Raw genomic sequence first — 14,635 nt, 5'->3', positions numbered from 1 at the left:
CTTTGGCGAGCCGGTTAGCTCTACGTTAGCCAGCCCCACATGAGCGCCCACATTCGAAACATTCGCGTACTGAGCATTATGTTTGGGTTTGCGTTCATGGCCTGGGGTGTTTGGGGTCTGATTGCTGAAGAGCACTCCCGCTCGGTTGTCGAGTCCTGGCTTATTGTGTTGGGCTTTGGGGCGCTGCTGGTTTCGGCCGGCGCTACGTTCCGGCACGATCGTCTTGTCGGCCGCATCCTCATTGGAATTGCATCAGCGGTTATCTTTTTGTATGCGTTGGCCTGGCTACTCCTCGGTGGAGTAGCGGACGCAAGTGGCTACTGGCCAGGTATCACTATTGCTATCGTCTTTGCCAGCTATGCAACGTACGTATCAGCTACTGCAAGAGCAGGCTAACCCGCCGGTCGAGAGGGACCGCCAACAAGCTGCGCTTGTTGGTTCCCTCCGCGGCTTCGCCGCTCCGGCGGCCCCTCACCTTCGACGTTGAAGCTGTAGAAAAACCCTCTTTCCCCTCTGAACAGAGCACATAAAAATCGGCGCGGATCATTACCGCGCCGTTTTTCATTCATGATTTGATTTCTCGCCGTCCCGCAGCGACTGACTTTTCCCCAGGCGGAGGTTTTCCCCTCCGTTTCCTACCTTCCGAACCCGTGGTGCGCCAGCTTCTCGATGTTGTGCACCAGGCAGTAGAGCTTCCACTGCGCATCGACCTTCTTCCTGCCGCGCAGCGTGAAGCGGTTGAGGCCCTTGTTGTGGCGAATGTTGGCGAAGACCGGTTCCACTGTGGCGAAGCGCCGCCCGTAGAGGGCACGCCCCTGCGGACTGTCGATGGCCCGTTTCATGATGTCGGTGTAGCTCTCCGGCGTGTCTTTCGCCTTGCCGCGGAAGAAGCACACCTGCCGGGTCTTCGTCTTCTGCGGCGTGCGCAGGCAGCGTTCCCGCTGGCTGCACGGCAGGCAGTCGCGCAGCGCGCCCTGGAACTTCACGGCAACGTAGCCGTTGTGGATGCAGTTCGCGCCGTTGCGGTAGAGCGCCTTGCCCGCCGGGCAGGTGCAGGTGCCGGCGGCTGGATCGTAGGCGAAGTCTTCGGGCCGGTAGTGCTGCGCCTTGTCCGCCGGCCGCATCTTGTCGTGGAGCGGATCGGGCAGCGCTTTGTATTTGGCTCTCCCCTTGAAGCGTTCGTCGCGAGCGCGCAGGCCGTTGTCGGCAATCAGCGCAGGGATGTTGCGGCTGGCCAGGGCCTTCAAGTTGGCTTCCGAGTGGTAGCCGGCGTCAGCCGTGATCAGGGTCTCGTCGCTCATGTGCGGCTCGAGCGCCGCGACCACCGGCAGGAGCAGCGCCTGCTCGCTGCCCGTGCCCCAGGCTTGCGCCTCGACGATGATCTGGTGTTTGGCATCGACCGCCGCCACTCCGCAATAGCCCTGCACCACGCCCTTGTCGGTGGCCATCTTGGCGCTCTCGTTGTCGGTGCGGTTGCTCTTCCTGACACTGCCCCTGGTGCCGCGCCGATCCTCGGGGTTCTCCTTGAGCCAGGCCCTCATCTGTGCCGCTTCGCGTTCGAGTCGCGCGACGCGACGCGCCGACTTCTCGGCCAGGTCAGGCTCGATCCCGCGGGCGTCTTCGGCACGGTGGCGCGCGAGCATGGCGCAGGCGGCAGCCTCCAACTTCACCGCCTGCCGTTCAAACTCGGCCCGCGTGCCGCTTCTTTGCTTGGCGGCGTTGGACGGCAGCTTGACGCCGTCGATGGCGAACATCTGGCGGCCGATCAGGCCCTGGCGGTCGCACAGGTACAGGATCTGGGCAAAGAGGGGGACGATGGCGTCCCCCAGTTCGGAGACGAAGGCGGCGATGGTGGTGAAGTGCGGCGCGCTATCCCCCGACAGGGCGATGAAGGTGACGTGCTCGCGGCAGGCCCGTTCGATGGCCCGGCTGCTGACGATGCCCTGGCTGTAGGCGAAGAGCACCACCTTGAGCAGCATCCCGGGCGGATAGGCGGTGGCGCCGGTCAGATCGTTGCGGTAGCGGGCATCGAAGCCGGTCAGGTCGATCTCATGATCGATCAGATGGTGCAGGGCGTGCTCGAAGGTGCCGGGCAGGAGCTGGCGCTCCAGATCGACGGCAAGAAACCGCGGATTGGTATCAATGTGCTTGTAGCGGGCCACGCCGGTCTCCCAAAACCGAATACCCCTTCGAGCCTTGATATTCCATTTGGTTCACGGCAGGATGCCGGCATGAAAAGAGTTTTTCTACACCCTCGTTACCTCTTTCATTCACGCCTTTGAGCCATGACTGAAGCTATTGGAATTGACCATATCTACATCAACGTGTCCGATCTTCAGCGCTCAGAGTCTTTCTACGATCGCGTCTTCCTTGAAGCACTCGGCTTTCGAAAGAACAAATTCACTTTGTGCGACGATCCGCACATCCAATACTTCAATCGCCACTTCGGCTATGTTCTTCGTCCGTCGCGCAGCTCCAGCGGGCACGATTCTTACGCTCCTGGGCTTCATCATTTTTGCCTTCGTGTCGCATCGGTGGCCGATGTGGTAGCGGTTGCCGATCAGCTACGCGCGGCAGGCGTGGGTGCCTCCGAGGCAAAGCTCTACCCCGAGTATGCCCCCGACTATTGGGCAACCTTCTTCACTGACCCCGACGGCGTACGCCTGGAAGTCACGAACTATCGCCAGGAGCGCCGAGACCGCCATGACAATTGGTACGCGGATTGATCATGGCCCCTGACGAACAGATGGTTTTCTCCGGCATGGTGCTGGTTCCCGTCGTGACCGGCATCGCCTCGGTGTTTCTGCTGCGCTCCGTGCGCCGCGGGGCGATGTCGTGGCCCATGTCGTGCGTCGGCTTCTGCGCCGCGCTGGCGCTGGGCATGGCCGCCAGCTTTGCCTATGTGTGGAGCTTCAGCCATCTTCTGCATGGGGACGGCGCGCTGGCCATCATCGCCGCGCCGGTCACGGGGGCGATCGTCTCCATCCCGGTGCTGGTCGTGTTCGTGGTCGCACTGGCCGTCATGACGGCAAGGCGGCGCCGGTCCGGTGCCTGACAGGCCAGTCCGCCCGACTGGGCGCCGATCGAATCGGCTTGCCCTATCACCCGGCGTCAGGGGTAAGCTGTTTCCTGCCGGCGAAAGTCAGTCCCCGCAACACGGCGGATGCAGTCAAGGAGAACGCCATGCCCCACGCCAACGAAATCTTCTGGCCCGAACTGCATCCGGCGCTGATGCCGCCGCATTTCAACGATTATCCGCAGCTCTTGCTGGCGGAGGGGGATTCGTGGTTCGCCTGGGCCTGGATGGGCGTTGACGTCTCGCCGAGCATCCTCACCGAGCTGGCCTTCGACCGGCGCACGGCGACGCTGTGCTACGCCTATTCCGGCCACACCAGCGGCGAGATGGCGGCGATGGCGATGAGCGCCGGCTTCATGCAGGAGCTCTCGGCGCGGCGCTTCTCGGCGGTGCTGCTCTCCGGCGGCGGCAACGACCTCTTCGACGCGCTTGCGGACGGCCATATCCTCAAGCCGTCCGGCGGCGCCGACCCGGACGACCCGGCGAGCTACATCGACACGGCGGAACTGGATGCGCTGAAGGATTACGTCACGCGCAACTACGCGCAGATCCTCTCCTGGCGCCTGCTGCCGACTTCGCTTAACAAGGCGACGCCGGTGCTGCTGCACACCTACGACTACCCGATGCCGCGGCCGGCGCCGGCCAAGGTGTTCGGCAAGCCGAAGGTGGGGCCGTGGCTGCTGCCGGCCCTGCAGGCCGTCGCGGCGCCGGCGGCGCTGCACTTCGACATCATCCGGGAGATCGCTTCCGACATGCTGGACTGCATCCGCGCCTTCGACGATCCGGCGGCGGGCATTCATGTGGTGGAGACCGGCGATACGCTGACGCCTTCATCGCCCGCCGCGACGGGGGACGATGCCGACTGGGTGAACGAGATCCACCCGAACCGCGGCGGCTACGCCAGGCTGGCGGCGAAGTTCAAGCCGCAGCTGGCGGCGCTCGGCGTGAGCTGACTTTTTACCCCTGCTTCATCCAGATCACCGGTTTGGCCTTCACGGCGGGTGCCGGCTTGGCTTCCTCGTAGGCCAGGGCGGCCTCGCGCGCCTTGCGGATGGCGGCCTTGAGGGCGTCGGCGCCCTTGGCGACGGCCTGCTCGTTCTCGACCAGGTCGTCGAGGATCTTGACGAAGGCGGCGCGGCTCTTGCGCCAGGTCTCGCCGTAACCGCGCACGAGACGGGCGCACTGCACGATCTCCAGGGCCAGTTCGTTGTCCAGCGCGGCGAAGCCGAGGCGCTTGAGCGCGCCGAGCCAGCGCTCGATGAGGGCCTGCTCCTCGATGAACCTCGAACTCTTCCGCCGCAGCGGCTTGAGCGCCGCCATCAGGCGCATGGCGAGGAAGCCGGAGACGGCGCTGGTGGGCAGCTTGACGGCGCGGCCGGCGCCGGCATTTTTTCTGAGGCGCTCGGCCCAGGCCGGCGGCAGGATGTCGGCGATCTCGTTGGCGCTCGGCTTGAGGTAGTCGGTGACGAGGACGATCTGGCCGTCCTTTGCCGCGGCTTCCTTGCGCACGCGGGCGAAGCGGCTGGCGCGGGTCTTCAGGTCGGCGACGCGGATGACGTCCTCGTAGCTCATCCACAGGGCGAGCAGGCGCGCCGCTTCGCGCGTGAGCGGCCAGCCGGCGGGCTCGCCGCCCGCCTCGCGGTCGACGGCCAGCACGCCGCGCACGCGGTCGAGGTAGAGGGCGGCGTAGGCCGGGTCCTGGTAGTCGGCGAGGCGCGCGACGGCGTCGTCGAGCAGGGTGTGCAGCGGGATGGGGAATTCGCGGCGGACGCGGTCGCTCTCCCCCCTTTGGAAAAGGGGGGCCGGGAGGGATTTCGCCGCCGTCAAATCCCCCGGCTCGCTTTGCTCGCCACCCCCTTTTGCAAAGGGGGTTGTGGATGCTGCTTGCGCATACCCGGCCGCGAAACCGCGCAGGCTGGCCTCGGCGCCCTTGCCGGCGCCGCGGATGGCGTGCTCGCAGGCTTCGCGCGAGAGCGGCAGCGCGCCGCTGCCGGCCATGGCGCCGAACAGCACGGCATTGATCACCGTGCCGGCCTCCTGCGCCAGGCGCGACATGTCGAACAGCACGGCCTTCTGCGCCACCTTCGGCGCGGCTTCGAGGATCTTCTGCGCGTCGTAGCGGCCGTCGGTCGGCAGCATCTTTTCCGAGGTGGCGTAGATGCGATGGGTGGAGGCCACCAGCGTGGTGCGCTCGGGCGTGATGAAGGCGTTCTGCATGGCGCGGCCGGCCTCGACCAGCTCGGAGGCGGCCATCAGGTCGATGCCGCCGGGGCTGGGCACCAGGGCCATCACCGGCGGGCGGGCGCCTTTTTCCGGGAAGATCTCGACGTAATAGGTGGTGGCGCCGGTGCGCTGCGAGACGCCGGGGATGGAGGTCTTCTGCGCCGGGAAGCCTTCGTGCAGGGCGGCCTCGATGAGCCAGTCGGCCAGCACGCCGCCGCCTTCGCCGCCGAGGGCGGCGACCAGGATGGTGATGGGGCGGGTCATTTCGCACCTCCGAAGAGGCCGATGACGCCCTGTCTTATGCCGTGCACGAAGCGGTCCCAGCCGCTCGGGTTCTGGATCACCTCGATGCGGTGGAAGCTCGGGCAGAGCGCGGCGGCGTGGGCCGCCTCGCCGCACAGGCCGCAGCCGACGCAGCCGCTGTTGATGGTGGTGACGGGTTCCGTGCGCAGCGGGTCGGGCGAGTCCTTGATGGTGAGCGAGGGGCAGCCGGAGAGGCGAATGCAGGCGCGGTCGCCGGTGCACACGTCGTCGTCGATGCCGAAGCGCGTGCGCACGACGCGCTCGCCTGAAGCCAGCTTCTGCGCCGTGACGGGCCGCTCGCGGCGGGTGCGCTCGAGCATGCACTCGCCGTCGGCGATGATGATCTTGAGGCCCTGCTCTTCCGTGGTCATGGCGCGTCGCAGGGCGTCGGCGACGTCGCTGACCTGGTAGTTGGGCACGCGCTCCAGCCACTTCACGCCGAGGCCGCGCAGCGTGGCCTCGATGGAAATCGGGCTGCCCTCCTTCGCGGAGAGGTCCGGCGAGGACGGGATGTTCTGCGTGCCGGTGGCCGAGGTGTAGCCGTTCTCCATGATCACCAGCACGCCGTCGTCGTTGCGGAAGATGGCGTTGGTGATGCCGGTGACGAGGCCCTGGTGCCAGAAGCCGCCGTCGCCCATGACGGTGATGATGCGCTTGCCGAAGTTCGGCCCCATGGCCGAGGCCGCCGCCAGCGAGAGGCCGTAGCCGAGCACGGTGTTGCCGAGGTTGAAGGGCTGCAGCGTGGAGAAGGTGTGGCAGCCGATGTCCGAGCTGATGTGGATGCCGCCGAGCTCCTTCTCGATGAGCTTGAGCGCGGTGAACACCGGCCGCTCCGGGCAGCCGATGCAGAAGCCGGGCGGGCGCGTCGGCACCGGCACGCCGAGCAGCTCGGCGGCGCGGGCCTTGGCCTGGGCCACGCCGTCGAGCACGGCATCGACGGCCTTCAGGTCGACGCCGTCCGGCATGATCAGCTTGAGGAACTCGCCGACGCCCTTCAGCACCACTTCGCCGGTGTACTCGCCGGCCACCGGCAGGACGTCCTTGCCGACGACGTGCGGGTCGTTGATGTCTGCGCGGCGCAGGATCGAGTTGATGGCCTCCTCGATGTGGGCGGGCTGGCCTTCCTCCACCACCAGGACGGCGCGCTTGCCCGAGCAGAAGCGGGTGATCTCCTCGTGCACCAGCGGATAGGTGACGTTGAGCACGCAGAGCGGGATGCGGGAGGTTCCATGCGCATCGGCCAGGCCGAGCTGCTGCAGGGAACGGATCGTCGTGTTGTACATGCCGCCCTGCAGGACGATGCCGACCTGGGAGAGGTCGCCGGGGAAGAATTCGTTGAGCTGCTCGCGCTGGATGAACTTCAGCGCCTCGGGCAGGCGCACCTCGATCTTGTGCTTTTCCTGCGTGTAGTTGGCGGGCGGCAGCGGGATGCGGTCGAGGCTGAAGACCGGCTTCACGATCGGGTTGCGGCGGGAATATTTCGGCGCGACGTTGTCCTTCGTCTCGAAGCTGCCGTGCACGTGGCAGGCGCGGATGCGCAGCTCCAGCATCACCGGGGTATTGCTGGCTTCCGACAGCTCGAAGCCCTTCTCCACCATGCGCACGATGGAAGGCAGGTTCGGCCGCGGGTCGAGCAGCCAGATCTGCGATTTCTGCGCGAAGGAATGGCTGCGCTCCTGGATGATCGAGGCGCCCTCGCCGTAGTCCTCGCCGATGACGATCATGGCGCCGCCGACGACGCCGGCCGAAGAGAGGTTGGAGAGCGCGTCGGAAGCGACGTTGGTGCCGACCACCGATTTCCAGGTGGCGGCGCCGCGCAGCGGGTAGTTGATCGAGGCGCCGAGCATGGCGGCGGCGCCGGCTTCATTGGCGCAGGCCTCGAAGTGCACGCCGAGCTCGTCGAGCAGCTCGCGCGCATCGGCCAGCACGTCCATGAGGTGCGACACCGGCGCGCCCTGGTAGCCGCCGACGTAGGAGACGCCGCTCTGCAGCAGCGCCTTGGTGACGGCGAGGATGCCCTCGCCCGTGAAGGTATTGCCGGCGCCCAGCCGCAGCTTGGCGACTTCCGCCTTGAAGGATCGTTCCATGTCTCTCTGTCGGCGGCCCGGCGTACCGGGACCGCTCAAGTTATTTGTTCAACTCAGGCGATTGCTCGCCGCCTATTTCACATCGAACCGCTTCACGCCGGCGCGCTTGGCGGCCTTCAGCAAGTCTTCATCCAGCGTTGCCAGCGGCAGACTTTCGCGCAGGGCCAGCTCGAGGTACGACGCATCGTACGCCGACAGCTTGAAGCGGCGCGCCAGCTGCAGCGTGCTGCCCAGCGCCTGCGCCGAGGTGGCGCCGTCGATGGCGATATCCATCCGCTGCAGCATGCCGACGAAGGCCTCGCTGCGCGCTTCCGTGCCCAGTTCCCTTGCCTCGGCCCGCGCCAGGACGTTGGCGACTTCCAGGCTCCAGATGCCGGGCACGACCGCCTCGGCACTCTTCATGGCCTCCAGCACGCGCGAGGCATAGCCCAGTTCCTGCGGCTTGCCGTCGCCGAAATACCAGCGCATGGCCACCGAGTTGTCGAGCACGAAGTTCATGAGCGGCCTTCTTCGATCAGGGCCTTGATATCGACGCCCTTGACCGGCTTCTCGGCCATGAAACGCTTCATTTCCTCAACCGCCTGGGCGGCGTCGTGCCGCCCGGCTCCCTTCGCGGGAACCAGATCCGCAATCGCTTCCCCGCGATGCGTGATCGTATACCGCTTGCCGGACTGCACGCCGCGCAGCAGTTCCGGAAGTTTCGTCTTGGCCTCGTAGGCCCCCACTTCGATCTTCATGGCCGGCTCCTTTCCGTTGCCGACCAGTATATAGACCGGTCTTTTAGAAATCAAATATCACGCTGCCCGACCCGCCATCGCGGGATGGCGGCCCTCGGCGAGGCCCTTGATGAAGCCGACGTTCTTCTCCACCGTCGCCTCGATGTGGCCGACCTGCTCCGGCTCGAGGTGGCGGTACTTGCCGAGCGCCTCGAGGTACTCGTCGATCGGGCGCGGGTCGTCCACCGCACGCGACAGGCGCAGGCCGTCGCGCGGGTTGAACTCCCACAGCATGACGAAGTTGGTCTCGACGGCCTTCCTCGCCACCTCGATGTTCTCCGCCGAGGGGAAGCGCCAGCCGGTGGTGCACGGCGAGTAGATGTGCAGGTAGGCGAAGCCGCGCTTCGATGCCTCGATGGCGCGGTCGAGCTTGGCGTAGAGATCCTCCATGAAGGCGGTGGAGGCCGTGGCGACGTACTCGCAGTTGTGCATGACCATCAGCAGGGGCATGTTCTTCGCGTCCTGCGTCTTGCCCTTGCCGCGCTCGCCGACCGGCGTGGTGGACGTCCACGCGCCGAATGGCGTGCAGCTGGAGCGCTGCATGCCGGTGTTCATGTAGCCCTCGTTGTCCACGCAGATGAAGAGGATCTGCTCGCCGCGCTCGGCGGCGCCGGAGAGCGACTGGAAGCCGACGTCCGACGCCCCGCCGTCGCCGGCCAGCGCCACGGCGTTCACCTCGCGGCCCTGGCGCTTGTAGTGGCGCTTGACGCCGGTGAGCATGGAGGCGGTGTTGGTGAGCAGCGGATGGAAGACGGGCACCTTGGTGCCGGTGAGGCCGTTGTAGCCGACCGAGCCCATGCCGGGGATGCAGCCCGGCGGCGTGGCGAGCACGGTGTCGGGACCGATGCGGCGCAGGGTGTGGCGCATGATGAGTTCGGTGTTGCAGCCCTGGCAGCCGGCGAGGCCCGGCACGAAGAGGTCTTCCAGGTCGCCGACTTCGTTGTAGATGTTGGCGGTGGTGAGGTAGGTCAGCGCGCCGCGGTCGCAGGCTTTCACGCAGGCGGGATCGCCGTCGCAGGTGTCGCACTTGACGACGTGGCCGGCGGCGGCGTTGTAGACGATGCCGCCGAAGGCGCAGCCGACGGTGCACAGCAGGCAGTTCACGCACTTCGAGCCGTCCCAGTCGATCACGCCGTCCGCGCCGTCCTTGGCGAGCGCCGCCGCCGGGCAGTTGGCGACGCACTTCGGGTCGCCGCACTGGCGGCACATGGCCAGCTCGAAATTGTCGCCATCCGCGACGATCTGGATGCGCGAGTTTATGATGTCCGCGCTGCCGGTCTTCGCCATGGCGCAGGCCGTCATGCAGGCGTTGCAGCCGTCGCAGTGCTCGGGCTTGAAGGCGATGGTGTTGTAGGCGCCCATGTTATTGCTCCTTGATTCCTTTTTTCACTGCCCCGGCCATGCGAACTGTGCTGTGAAATACAGGCAGGCGACGGTGTTGAGTGCCATCAGAGCGCCGTCGACCACGAATATGAACAGCATGGGTCCGCTCAGCACGGGCCACAGGGCATCGCCCTGCCGGCCGCCGCCCCTGGCCACGGGCACGTTGAAATAGAACTGGCTGCCGTGGGCGAGTGCGAATACGAAAGCGAACAGGGCATTCTGGCGTGGATCGGGGAAGAGGCTGGAATTGAAAAGGATCAGCAAGGCCAAACCGGCAAGGGCCAGGTTCATGCCGCCCAGAAACCGGATCGAGGCTGAAATAGTCCTGAAGAGCGGAGTGTCGCGCGCATGACGCGGCACCAGAACCTTCGCCGCCGAGTCGGGCTGGGTGCTGAAATAGCGAAATGCCGCAGCAAACCACAAGGCATTCAGTCCCATCAGAATTCCCAGCATGATCATTGTCCAGTCCATGAAATCGACTCGCCTTCAACGCCAGGTCCTCGACATGATGCCGCGCGCGGTTTTCTGCGGGTCGGCGATGAAGGCCTCGCGCACGGACGAGAGATCGATGCGGCGCAGGATGATCTCCCACATCACGCCCGGATCGAAGGGCACGTTGATGCCGAAGATGCCGGTCAATCGGTTGTCCTGCATGACGATCTTCAGGTAATGCTTCGCGTCGGCTTCCTTGCGCACCACCTCGCCAACCTCCTGGCTGCCGACGGAGACCGCCTGCTGGCCGAAGAAGGTGTAGGTGTTGAGCGGCACGCCGCCGGGCCAGGGCTTGATGGCCGGGTCGCCGGCCATCGCCATGCCGGCGATGCGGCCCTGCTCGACGGCGCTCGGCAGGATGCCGTTGAGGGTCTTCTCGCCGCTGTAGAAACCCTTGGCCTGGGCGACGTCGCCGGCGGCCCAGACGCCGTCCACGCTGGCGCGCATGGCGTCGTCGACCAGCACGCCGCGGTCCACCGCCACGCCGGAGCCGGCGAGGTAGTCGGTGACCGGCGCCACGCCGGCGGCGACCAGCAGCAGGTCGGCGTCGAGCGTCGCGCCGCCGTCGGTGGCGACGCGGGCGCCCTGCTCCGCCGTGTCGCAGCGACTGACTTTTGCGCCGAGCATCAACTTCACGCCCTTGGCGGCGAAGGCGGCCTCGATGATCGCGGAGGCCTCGGCGTCGAAGTAACCGGCCAGCACGCGCGGCTGCATTTCGACGACGGTGACCTGGGCGCCGGCCTTGGCGAGGTTCTCGGCGGCGTGCATGCCGACGAGTCCGGCGCCGAGGACGACGGCCTGCTTGGTCTGCGGCAGGGCCCGGTGCAGGCCGACGGCATCGTCGAGCGTGCGCAGGACGTGGAACCTGACGTCCTTCAGACCGGGGATCGGCGGCAGGATCGGCGCCGCGCCGGTGGCGAGCAGCAGCTTGCCGTAGGCGATCTCCTCGCCGCTGGAGAGCTTCGCGCGCCTGGCGGCGGCGTCCACCGACGTCACGGCGGCGTTGCGGATGAAGCCGACCTTGTTCTGCTCGAACCAGGCGCCGTCCTTGAGCGCGACGCGTTCGGGCGCGGAGCGTCCGGACACCACGTAGGGCAGCACGGTCGGCGAGTACGGCAGGGCGTCGTCGCGCGTCACCATCGTGATGCTGCCCTCGGCGTCCTGCATGCGGATCGCCTGCAGCGCCGAGAGCGCGGCGTGGCTGGCGCCGACGATCAGATATTGGGTCTCTTGCATGGTCAGTCCTTCTCGTTCAGCCAGACCGTCTCGCCGGGCTGGCCGTCCTTCGCCAGCGCCTGCACGCGCTCGATGGCGCGGCCGAAGTGGTCGGTGGTGATGTCGGCGCCGGCCAGCCCGCCGATGAAGCTCATGGCGGCGGGACGCTGCGGCGCGAACTGCAGGGCGCCGATGACGTCCTGGTAGAGCGGGCCGCAGTTCCAGCCGAAGCTGACCGAGCGGTCGACCACGCCGACCGCCTTGACGCCGGAGAGTGCCTTGGCGATGGCCTGCACCGGGAAGGGGCGGTAGGTCTTGACCTTGACGAGGCCGACGCGATGGCCGCGGTCGCGCGCTTCGTCCACGGCGTCCTTGGCGGCGCCGGTCATGGAGCCGAGGGTGACGAGGGCGACGTCGGCATCGTCCATGCGGTAGGACTCGACGAGCGGCGCGTGGCGGCGGCCGACGATGCGCGCCCAGTCCTCGTGCGCCTGTTCGATGACGGCGAGCGCATTCTGCATGCCGGCGCACTGGCCCTTGCGGTAGCGCACGAACAGCGACGGGCCGGGGCCGCCGGCGCCGCCGGTGAGCGGGTCGATGGCCATCGGCCGCGACGGGTCGAGGGCGGCATGCCAGTTGGTGGACGGCGGCGGCAGGAAGGCATCGACCTCTTCCTGCGTCGGCAGCTCGACGCGCGCGGCGCCGTAGGAGAGGTAGTTGCCGTCGTGGCAGACGTTCACCGGCAGCATGACGTCGCGGTGCTCGGCGACCTTGTAGGCCAGGATGGTGGTGTCGAGGACCTCCTGCACGGTCTCGCAGTACATCTGGATCCAGCCGACCTCGCGCACGCTCATGGCGTCCTGGTGGCCGCCCCAGACGCTCTGCGGCGTGAGGGTGTCGCGGGTGACGATGGACATCACCATCGGCATGCGCAGGCCCGGCGTGCGCAGATACGGCTCGAACATGAAGGCCAGGCCGGGTCCGCAGGTGCCGGTGTAGGCGCGCGCGCCGGCAAGCACGCCGCCATGCAGCACGGAGAGCACCGAGTGCTCGCCCTCGACGTCGACGATCTCGGCGTTGAGCTTGCCGTCGGCGACGAACTTGGCGAGGTATTCGACCAGCGAGGACTGCGGCGTGATGGGATACACGGCGACCATGTCGACGCGCGCCAGGGTCACGGCCCAGGCGGCGGCCTCGTTGCCGTCGCAGACGATGGCCTTGGATCTGGGTTTGAGCACGGCACTCATGCGCCCTCCTCGACCATGGCGATCGCGCGCTGCGGGCACTCCTTGGCGCAGATGCCGCAGCCCTTGCAGGTGGCGAGGTTGATGTCGAACCAGGCGGCCTTCTCGACCACGCACTGCACCGGGCAGTAGAGCCAGCAGACGGCGCACTTGACGCACTTGGCGCGGTCGACCACCGGCTTCATGCTGCGCCAGTCGCCCGGCAGCATGGGGTTCATCTTGGTGGCGATCGGGCACAGGTCGCCGGGAACCTGCGACGAATCGAACATCGGATAGGACTGTTTGGTCGTCATGCCGCCACCTTCCTCTCGATCTTGTGCACGATGGTCTCGTTGTAGCCGCGCTCGAGCGCCAGCAGGTTCTGCTTGAGGCCGGCGTCGCGGAAGTCGGAGTCCTCCACCGCCGCGCGCAGCGAGTCGAGCGAGACGAGGCCGGTGGTCCTGGCGAAGGCGCCGAGCATCAGGGTGTTGGTGATCGGGCGCTTGAAGATCTCGAGGGCGATGGCGACGGCGTCGCACAGGCCGACGGTGGCGACCTTGTCCGGCACCTGCAGTTCGCCGATCGGCCTGGCGGTGGTCTGGATCCAGGTGCCGTCGTCCTTGATGCCGTCGAAGACGTTGACCGCGCGGCCGACCGTGGGATCGATGCACAGCACGCAGTCGGGCCGGTAGATGTTGGTCATCTGCCGGATCTCGCGCGTGTCCATGCGCAGGAAGCTCGCCACCGGCGCGCCGCGCCGCTCGAAGCCGAAGGACGGCACGGCGACGACGAACTTGCCCTCGTTGACCAGCGCAGCGGCAAGGATGCCGCCGGCGAGCACGGCGCCCTGGCCGCCGCGGCCATGGATTCTGATCTCGTACATCCCCGTTCTCCTCCTGGAGAATCTCTGTCGGGGGAATATCGGGGCCGGTCGAACCGGCTCTGTTTTACTTGGTCCAGCCCGGCTTGATGCCGGGCTTGACTTCGCCCTGCCCGCGCACGGGCAGGACCGGCAATGCGTAGCCCTGATTGTAGGCCGCGCGCGCGACGATGGTGTACTTCAGCCACCAGCCCGATGCCGCGGCGACCAGGCCGGCGACCAAAGTCAGTCCGGGCAGCACGGCGCCGTAGAAGATGCCGGCGACGATGAGGATCTCCGGTGCCAGCTGGCCGAGCATCTCGAATTTCGCGCCGAAGGGCCGCAGCACGTCCATGGCCTTCTTCGGCAGCCCGCTCTGTTCGACCGCCTTGAAATACATCGTCCAGGCGATGCGGCGCAGGATCAGGGCGCCGAGCAGCACGCCGGCCAGCCAGCGCGGACCCTCGCCCGGCAGCACGGCGGAAAGGACGGCGGCCAGGCCGGCGCCCTCGACGAAGCCGGTGGACAGGATCAGCGGCACGATCTTCGGCTCGCGCCAGGCGGGAATGCCCTTCGAGGCCTGCAGGATGCGTCCCTGGCAATAGAGGAAGACGATGCCGAGCAGCGCCGCCATGCCGACGAAAATGCCGCCGCCGAACCAGGCTGCGGCGAGGCCGCAGAGAAACACCGGCACCGCGACCATGCCCTCGCGCGTCATCCACGAAGTGTGCGGATGGAAGAAGACGTTGATGGCGCGGAAGGGCTTGCCGATCTCCAGCCAGACGCAGGTGAGGCCGCCGCCGATGAAGGCCAGCGCGATGAGGGCCATGATGCGGTAGCTGTCGGCGCTGCCCGCCGCCAGGGTGGAGAAGAACAGCAGGCCGGTGCCCGTGCCGCCGCCGATGAAGTTGCCGGCGGCGCGCCAGTCCCAGTTGGTCTGGTGCCAGGGGGTGACGCGGCCGGGGGGGATCTTGATGTCGCTCATTTCGCCTCTGCCC

The 14,635-nt window shown here is 67.0% G+C and carries 16 protein-coding genes; 4 read left to right on the top strand and 12 right to left on the bottom strand.

Translation table 11 applies throughout. From position 1 onward, the window contains the following. Nucleotides 1-39 precede the first annotated feature (39 nt). The gene (locus ROZ00_04165) at nt 40-396 is read left to right on the top strand and encodes a hypothetical protein (protein MDT3735404.1); all 357 of its coding nucleotides are present in this window, start codon (nt 40-42) and stop codon (nt 394-396) included. A gap of 239 nt (nt 397-635) precedes the next feature. Here ROZ00_04165 and ROZ00_04160 read toward each other — a convergent pair whose 3' ends face one another. Beyond that, complete coding sequence (locus tag ROZ00_04160; GenBank protein MDT3735403.1) at nt 636-2,162, bottom strand: IS1182 family transposase; 1,527 nt, start codon at nt 2,160-2,162, stop codon at nt 636-638. Between the two features lie 123 nt (nt 2,163-2,285). Here ROZ00_04160 and ROZ00_04155 point away from each other — a divergent pair, with 123 nt between their 5' ends. From ROZ00_04155 to ROZ00_04145, 3 genes are all read left to right on the top strand, one after another. Next, a complete protein-coding gene (locus tag ROZ00_04155) occupies nt 2,286-2,726 on the top strand; it encodes a VOC family protein (protein MDT3735402.1) in 441 nt (146 codons plus the stop codon). A gap of 2 nt (nt 2,727-2,728) precedes the next feature. Then, nucleotides 2,729-3,055, top strand: coding sequence for a hypothetical protein (locus tag ROZ00_04150; GenBank protein MDT3735401.1), 327 nt, complete (start codon nt 2,729-2,731; stop codon nt 3,053-3,055). Nucleotides 3,056-3,183: 128 nt separating this feature from the next. Further along, the gene (locus ROZ00_04145) at nt 3,184-4,029 is read left to right on the top strand and encodes a hypothetical protein (protein MDT3735400.1); all 846 of its coding nucleotides are present in this window, start codon (nt 3,184-3,186) and stop codon (nt 4,027-4,029) included. A gap of 4 nt (nt 4,030-4,033) precedes the next feature. On the opposite strand, the gene ROZ00_04140 is transcribed toward ROZ00_04145, so the two are convergent. The 11 genes from ROZ00_04140 to ROZ00_04090 form a co-directional block, all read right to left on the bottom strand. Continuing rightward, the gene (locus ROZ00_04140) at nt 4,034-5,563 is read right to left on the bottom strand and encodes an indolepyruvate oxidoreductase subunit beta family protein (protein ID MDT3735399.1); all 1,530 of its coding nucleotides are present in this window, start codon (nt 5,561-5,563) and stop codon (nt 4,034-4,036) included. Further along, nucleotides 5,560-7,689: an indolepyruvate ferredoxin oxidoreductase subunit alpha gene (locus ROZ00_04135; protein MDT3735398.1), complete on the bottom strand. Its 2,130-nt coding sequence runs from the start codon at nt 7,687-7,689 to the stop codon at nt 5,560-5,562. Before ROZ00_04135 ends, ROZ00_04140 begins: the two co-directional genes overlap by 4 nt. A 72-nt stretch (nt 7,690-7,761) precedes the next feature. After that, the gene (locus ROZ00_04130; GenBank protein ID MDT3735397.1) at nt 7,762-8,187 is read right to left on the bottom strand and encodes a type II toxin-antitoxin system VapC family toxin; all 426 of its coding nucleotides are present in this window, start codon (nt 8,185-8,187) and stop codon (nt 7,762-7,764) included. Further along, nucleotides 8,184-8,426 carry a type II toxin-antitoxin system prevent-host-death family antitoxin gene (locus ROZ00_04125; protein ID MDT3735396.1) on the bottom strand — a complete coding sequence of 81 codons (243 nt, stop codon included), beginning with the start codon at nt 8,424-8,426 and terminating at the stop codon, nt 8,184-8,186. Before ROZ00_04125 ends, ROZ00_04130 begins: the two co-directional genes overlap by 4 nt. A 57-nt stretch (nt 8,427-8,483) precedes the next feature. After that, nucleotides 8,484-9,827, bottom strand: a complete 1,344-nt coding sequence (locus tag ROZ00_04120; protein MDT3735395.1) for a thiamine pyrophosphate-dependent enzyme — start codon at nt 9,825-9,827, stop codon at nt 8,484-8,486. A 24-nt stretch (nt 9,828-9,851) separates the two neighbouring features. After that, the gene (locus ROZ00_04115) at nt 9,852-10,319 is read right to left on the bottom strand and encodes a hypothetical protein (GenBank protein ID MDT3735394.1); all 468 of its coding nucleotides are present in this window, start codon (nt 10,317-10,319) and stop codon (nt 9,852-9,854) included. A gap of 15 nt (nt 10,320-10,334) precedes the next feature. Then, entirely contained in the window at nt 10,335-11,576 is a 1,242-nt protein-coding gene (locus tag ROZ00_04110) for an NAD(P)/FAD-dependent oxidoreductase (protein ID MDT3735393.1), read from the bottom strand. A gap of 2 nt (nt 11,577-11,578) precedes the next feature. After that, nucleotides 11,579-12,802 carry a hypothetical protein gene (locus ROZ00_04105; GenBank protein MDT3735392.1) on the bottom strand — a complete coding sequence of 408 codons (1,224 nt, stop codon included), beginning with the start codon at nt 12,800-12,802 and terminating at the stop codon, nt 11,579-11,581. After that, nucleotides 12,799-13,092 carry a 4Fe-4S binding protein gene (locus ROZ00_04100; protein ID MDT3735391.1) on the bottom strand — a complete coding sequence of 98 codons (294 nt, stop codon included), beginning with the start codon at nt 13,090-13,092 and terminating at the stop codon, nt 12,799-12,801. Before ROZ00_04100 ends, ROZ00_04105 begins: the two co-directional genes overlap by 4 nt. Further along, a complete protein-coding gene (locus ROZ00_04095) occupies nt 13,089-13,661 on the bottom strand; it encodes a 2-oxoacid:acceptor oxidoreductase family protein (GenBank protein ID MDT3735390.1) in 573 nt (190 codons plus the stop codon). The genes ROZ00_04100 and ROZ00_04095 overlap by 4 nt, the downstream gene beginning before the upstream one ends. A 64-nt stretch (nt 13,662-13,725) precedes the next feature. Then, a complete protein-coding gene (locus ROZ00_04090) occupies nt 13,726-14,622 on the bottom strand; it encodes a hypothetical protein (protein ID MDT3735389.1) in 897 nt (298 codons plus the stop codon). Nucleotides 14,623-14,635 lie beyond the last annotated feature (13 nt).

The organism is Denitratisoma sp., assembly GCA_032027165.1.
Lineage (GTDB): Bacteria > Pseudomonadota > Gammaproteobacteria > Burkholderiales > Rhodocyclaceae > Desulfobacillus.
The sequence above is the reverse complement of the archived record's forward strand: the minus strand, read 5'-3'. Positions and strand labels throughout refer to the sequence as shown.